The following is a 5,988-nucleotide window of genomic DNA, read 5'->3' on the forward strand; positions in this document are numbered from 1 at the left end:
TAACAAGGGGAAGATTACACAACCTTATTTTTATTCTCATTTAAATAATAAGAAAATAATATCAATACAAGCTTTAAAATATCAAAATAAAGAGTTAATACAAATCGATTTTTCAAATAAATTTCAAGGGCGATTTGATTTATTACTAATGTGTTTAGGAGTATTATTGATTGTATTGATTACATATAATATTTATTGCATAACAAGAATTTTAAAATAAAAAAAGGAACTCAAATTTGAGTTCCTTACTATTTTGATTAAGAATATTCTTATCCTAAAACTTTTGCAACTGTAGCTCCGATATCAGCAGGAGATGCAACAACATGGATTCCACATTCTTCCATAATTGCCATTTTAGCTTGTGCTGTATCATCAGCTCCACCAACGATAGCTCCAGCGTGTCCCATTGTACGACCTTTTGGTGCAGTTTGTCCTGCGATAAATCCTACAACTGGTTTAGTTCCATTTGCTTTAATCCAACGAGCAGCCTCAGCTTCTAATTGTCCACCAATTTCACCAATCATTACGATACACTCAGTTTCAGGGTCATTCATAAATAATTCAACAGCTTCTTTCGTTGTAGTTCCAATAATTGGGTCTCCACCAATTCCGATTGCTGTAGAAATTCCGTAACCAGCTTTTACAACTTGGTCTGCAGCTTCGTAAGTTAAAGTTCCTGATTTAGAAACGATACCAACTTTACCTTTTTTGAAAATGAAACCTGGCATAATACCAACTTTAGCTTCCTCAGAAGTAATAACACCAGGACAGTTAGGTCCGATTAATGTTACATCTCTTTGGTCAACATAAGCTTGTACTTTTACCATATCTTCTACTGGAATACCTTCTGTAATACAAATAATTACTTTGATACCTGCTTCTGCAGCTTCCATTACAGCGTCAGCAGCGAATGCTGGTGGAACGAAAATAATAGAAACGTCTGCTCCTGCTTGATCAACAGCATCTTTTACTGTGTTAAAAATTGGTAATCCTAGGTGAGTTTGTCCTCCTTTTCCTGGAGTTACACCACCTACTACTTGTGTTCCATATTCAATCATTTGCTCAGCATGAAAAGTTCCTTCTTTCCCTGTGAAACCTTGAACGATTATTTTTGAATCTTTGTTTACTAATACAGACATTGTGATTTTTAATTTACACAAATATAAAAGGAGTTTTGCATTTTAAAAAATATTCAATGTAAAAAATACACTAAGTCTTTATTAGAACAGGACAAAAAAGTATAAGATATTTATCATAAAAAAAAGCCGACCAAATGGTCGGCTGCAAATATATTCTATAAAGAATTTTATTTTCTCTTGTAATCGCGAACCATTATCTCTGTGACAGCCATTTTTTTATACAAGCCACGAGCCTCTTCTGCTGGATAACCAAAATATGTTTTTCCACCTTCCAAAGATTTACTAACTCCTGCTTGTGCTAATAACACCGCTTTTGTACCGATTGTTATACCACTTGTAATCCCAACTTGTCCCCAAATAGAAACTTCGTCTTCTACATTTACACAACCAGCAATTCCAACTTGCGAAGCAATCAAACATTTTTTACCTATAATTGTATCATGACCAATCTGAATTAAGTTATCCATAATTGTTCCTTCTCCAATAATTGTAGACGCAGAAACTCCTCTATCTATCGTACAATTCGCACCAATTTCTACATTATTTTCGATGATAACATTTCCGACAGATTTTAAACGATCAAAACCTGTTTCGCGGTTTTTGTAATAAAATGCATCAGCTCCTAAAACTGTTCCCGAACGAATAATTACATTATCTCCGATAATTGCATAATCATTGATTGAAACATTAGAATGAATCACACAATTTTTTCCAATTTTAACATGATTTCCAATAAATGCCCCTGGCTGAATAACTGTTCCTTCACCTATTTCTGCTGAATCAGAAATTTGTTTTGTAGAAGTTTCAAACGCCATAAAATGTTGTCCAATTTTGACAAAATCACGGAAAGGATCATCAGAAATCAACAAAGCTTTTCCTTCTGGACAATCAACTTCTTTGTTAATCAAAACGATTGTAGCATTCGATTGTAACGCTTTATCATAATATTTTGGATGATCAACAAAAACTATATCTCCCGCTTCTACACGGTGAATTTCATTGATTCCTTCTACTGGAAAATTTTCGTCTCCAATAAATTTCGCATCGATAATTGATGCTATATCTTTTAATTGATGTGTTTGTGGAAATTTCATCTTTCTCTCCTTTTAAAAAGTCTACAAATATAAAAATAAAAAAGCTGTCAAAAAATGACAGCTTTAATGATTTATAAATTGAATTTCATTATTTTTTCTTGAAAACCATTGTTTTAACATCATTTGCAAACAAAACTAATTTTCCGTCTACAATTTCGTATTTATTTACATTATTAAAACGCTCTCCAAAAGCATCATAATCTACACCTTGACAAGCCATTCGCGTAGTGGCGATGTTTTTTACTGTCAATGAATTACCAACTGCTACATAAGCACCTATCAAATTATTACATCCATCATTACCAGAAACCTTGTTATTTTGAAATGTTAATCTAGGTTTTTGATTTGGGAAACGATCATCTAATGTTTTGGCACTTCTATCTTTACCAATAAATTCTTCTAATTCCCAAGAACCTGCTAAATTACCAGGACGAACAAAAGTCATGATGACAATATCTCCTTGAATTAATAATAATTTATTATCTGAAATAGAGTATTTTAATTTTCCGTTTAATTTTGAACTGAAATTAGAATCTTCTACATTTTGACAAGCTTTCATCGTAGACATCATATTACCAAATGTAATTTCATTTCCAGAAATTGTAACTCCTCCATTCAAAGTGTTACAACCATCCGAAACATTTAACATACTATTCGAAATAAAATTAAGGTAAGGAGTTCCCATTGGATAAGCTTCTGCAATAGAACCTGCCTTCATAAAATTGATTTGGCTCAACTCCCATTTTCCTAAAATAGAGTTGTTATTTGTGTTTTCAGTATTACCTATCACGTTATTAACAGTAGAACAAGATGTTAAGAATCCTGTTGATAAAATTGCTGAAAAAGATATTTTTAAAATTGTTGATTTCATAAAATTTAATTTCAAGTTTCAGTCTAATAAACGAATATCATACCAAATCTCAAAAATGTTAAAATACATTTCTACAAAGGTTTTGAAAAGATGAAGCCAAGTAAAGAATTTGTTTTAATTTTGAGAATTAATTTGTTTACATAATTCTAAAAAATAATTCAATTTGATTTCTCAAAGAACGATAGATATAATTTTCGAAACAGCTCGTGTAGAAGAAGTTGTTGGTGATTTTGTAAACTTAAAACGTGCAGGTTCTAGCTTAAAAGGACTCTCGCCTTTTGGGAACGAAAAAACACCTTCTTTTGTTGTTTCACCTGCCAAACAAATCTGGAAAGATTTTTCTTCTGGAAGAGGTGGAAATGTTGTGACTTTTTTGATGGAAGTTGAACAATTTACTTATCCAGAAGCGTTGCGATGGTTGGCAAAACGTTATAACATCGAGATTGAAGAAGATGCTGAATATACTTTTGAGCAACAACAAGAGGAAAAAGACCGCGAAAGTTTATATATCTTGACTGATTTTGCGAAGAAATTCTTCACTAATCAATTGCATAATTCGGAAGAAGGAAATTTGATTGGATTAAGTTATTTCCGCGAACGTGGCTTTACCAAAGAAACCATCGACAAATTTGAGCTTGGTTATTCACCAAAACAATGGGATGCCTTTGCTGAATATGCCTTAAAAAATGGTTATTCGAAAGAATTAATTGAAGAAGCTGGTTTAGCAACTTTCAAAGAAGATAATAAGAAATATGACAAGTTTCGCGAACGTGTTATGTTTCCTATTTATAGTTTTTCGGGACGTACATTAGGTTTTGGTGGAAGAATTTTGCGAAATGATGCCAAAGCTGCTAAATATTTAAACTCTCCCGAAAATAAAATTTACCATAAAAGTAAAACGCTTTACGGATTATTTCAGGCAAAACAACACATTACAAAAGCCGATCAATGTTTTTTGGTCGAAGGTTATACAGATGTTTTGTCGTTGCATCAAGCAGGAATTCAAAATGTAGTAGCGAGTTCTGGAACAGCGCTTACAAACGAACAAATTCGTTTGATAAAACGTTTGACAGAGAACATCATTGTGATGTACGATGGTGATAATGCTGGGATCAAAGCATCTTTCCGTGGAATTGATATGATTTTGGAACAAGAAATGAATGTCAAAATTCTTTTGTTACCAGAAGGCGAAGATCCAGATTCGTTTTCCAAAAAACATTCGACAACAGAAATCGAAGCGTATATAAAAGAAAATGCCTCCGATTTTATTCGTTTCAAGGCAAATGTTTTGTTGGAAGATGCGAAGAATGATCCTATCAAAAAAGCTGAATTAATTAGAGAAATTGTCAAATCGATTTCACTTATTCCAAATATTATCAAGCAAGAAGTTTACATTGCAGAAACTTCTAAAATTATGGAAATTCGAGAAGAAGTTTTGTTCAAAGAATTGGCTCAATTGCAAAATTCTGGCGATAAATCAACTTCTTCGTCTTCTCATATTATCGATAATGCGCGAACAAAAAAAACTGCTATTTCGGTTGTTCCGTCTACAAAGGAAGTCATCAATGTTCAACAAACTGTAGAAAATGAAATTATTAAGTTGATTATGCAATTTGGTGATTTGGAAGTTGATTTGAAGAACGAGAACAACGAGCTATATAAAACAACAGTTAACCAAGAAATCATTTCTCAATTTGATGAAAACGAACTGAGTTTGAGTAATCCGCTTTATCAATCTATTTTAGAAGAAGTGAAAGTTGGTTTAGAAAATGATGAATTGCGAACAGGAACCTATTTTTCTCGATTAACCAATCCAGAAATTGTACAGCTTGCTTCGGAAATGATGTTAGAAAAGCATAGTTTAAGCGAAAACTGGACAGTAAAACAAGGCATCAATATTAAGAAAAAAGAAGAATTTGTGCACAAAGATTTATTTGATGTTTTACTTCGCTTCAAAATTATTTACATAGATAATATGATTAAAGAATTGATGCATCAAACAAAAAATCCTGAATTATCAATTGAAGAAACGAGTCAAATTCTTCAACAAATTATGCGTTTTACTGGATTAAAAAATATCTTAAATCAACATCTTAATCGCGTCATTTAATTTAACATTTACTTGTTAAAAAGTTAATAAATTGATTAATAATTATTTAGACAATAATTGTAAATAATTCTTAAAAATTTTAATAAGTAACTATATTTTTAACTTATAGTTAACATTTCTTTCTAAAGCTACTAAACATATACATTTAAGTCTCTTTTCATTTCTAAAAAACATTAGAAAAAACTATGCATGTACAAACAAAATCAATTATGCTTATTTTAGATAAAGATTCAGAAAGAACTAAAGAATGACAAAGAATATTTTAACATTATTAGTAATGCTGATGATTATCCCAATGGCTCAAGCTAAAGGAAAATCAAACTTTTCAATAGAAAATCCGTTACCAGTTACTATAACTAAAAATTTGAAACTTAATTTAATCAATAAATTTTCAGATTTTAATAAAACAGATAACACTGCGATTTCGGAAATTGTTGAAAAAGCTGGAAAAAAAGTAAGTGGAATTGTATCATGGTATGCTGATAAATTTCACGGTAAAAAAACTTCTAGTGGCGAGTTATATAACAAAAATAACTTAACTGCAGCCCACAAAACTTTACCATTCGGTACAAAAGTCAAAGTAACCAATACAAATAACGGAAAATCTGTTGTTGTAAAAATAAACGATAGAGGACCTCATACAAAATCTCGTTTATTGGATTTGAGTAAAGCAGCGTTTACTTCTATAGGTTCTATTAATGCGGGAACATTAAACGTAGAAATGGAAGTTGTAGAATAAAACAATTTTTAGATATTAAAAAAGAAAAGGATTGA

At 31.3% G+C, this 5,988-nt stretch carries 6 protein-coding genes; 3 read left to right on the plus strand and 3 right to left on the minus strand.

Translation table 11 applies throughout. The annotated features are described in order from the left end of the window. On the plus strand, nt 1-220 hold a 220-nt coding region (locus tag B3I31_RS01805; RefSeq protein WP_291087425.1), incomplete at its 5' end, for a hypothetical protein. 49 nt (nt 221-269) lie between these two features. Here the strand turns inward: B3I31_RS01805 and sucD are convergent. From sucD to B3I31_RS01820, 3 genes are all read right to left on the minus strand, one after another. Beyond that, a complete protein-coding gene (gene sucD / locus B3I31_RS01810; protein WP_038337297.1) occupies nt 270-1,139 on the minus strand; it encodes a succinate--CoA ligase subunit alpha in 870 nt (289 codons plus the stop codon). A 167-nt stretch (nt 1,140-1,306) separates the two neighbouring features. Then, nucleotides 1,307-2,233, minus strand: a complete 927-nt coding sequence (locus tag B3I31_RS01815) for a UDP-3-O-(3-hydroxymyristoyl)glucosamine N-acyltransferase (protein WP_286496012.1) — start codon at nt 2,231-2,233, stop codon at nt 1,307-1,309. An 88-nt stretch (nt 2,234-2,321) separates the two neighbouring features. Then, a complete protein-coding gene (locus tag B3I31_RS01820) occupies nt 2,322-3,104 on the minus strand; it encodes an META domain-containing protein (RefSeq protein ID WP_291087428.1) in 783 nt (260 codons plus the stop codon). A gap of 163 nt (nt 3,105-3,267) precedes the next feature. Between B3I31_RS01820 and dnaG the strand changes: the two genes are divergently transcribed. Together dnaG and B3I31_RS01830 are read left to right on the plus strand one after the other, a co-directional pair. Beyond that, nucleotides 3,268-5,214 carry a DNA primase gene (dnaG, locus tag B3I31_RS01825; RefSeq protein WP_286496023.1) on the plus strand — a complete coding sequence of 649 codons (1,947 nt, stop codon included), beginning with the start codon at nt 3,268-3,270 and terminating at the stop codon, nt 5,212-5,214. A 247-nt stretch (nt 5,215-5,461) separates the two neighbouring features. Further along, nucleotides 5,462-5,953, plus strand: a complete 492-nt coding sequence (locus tag B3I31_RS01830) for a septal ring lytic transglycosylase RlpA family protein (RefSeq protein WP_219035263.1) — start codon at nt 5,462-5,464, stop codon at nt 5,951-5,953. The last annotated feature ends 35 nt before the right edge of the window (nt 5,954-5,988 follow it).

This window comes from Empedobacter sp. UBA3475 (assembly GCF_002378465.1).
Lineage (GTDB): Bacteria > Bacteroidota > Bacteroidia > Flavobacteriales > Weeksellaceae > Empedobacter > Empedobacter falsenii_B.

What these genes read in the sequence shown, in the direction of transcription:
- B3I31_RS01820 (WP_291087428.1), bottom strand. Translation starts at nt 3,104, where the DNA reads ATGAAATCAACAATTTTAAAAATATCTTTTTCAGCAATTTTATCAACA.
- sucD (WP_038337297.1), bottom strand. Translation starts at nt 1,139, where the DNA reads ATGTCTGTATTAGTAAACAAAGATTCAAAAATAATCGTTCAAGGTTTC.
- B3I31_RS01830 (WP_219035263.1), top strand. Translation starts at nt 5,462, where the DNA reads ATGACAAAGAATATTTTAACATTATTAGTAATGCTGATGATTATCCCA.
- B3I31_RS01815 (WP_286496012.1), bottom strand. Translation starts at nt 2,233, where the DNA reads ATGAAATTTCCACAAACACATCAATTAAAAGATATAGCATCAATTATC.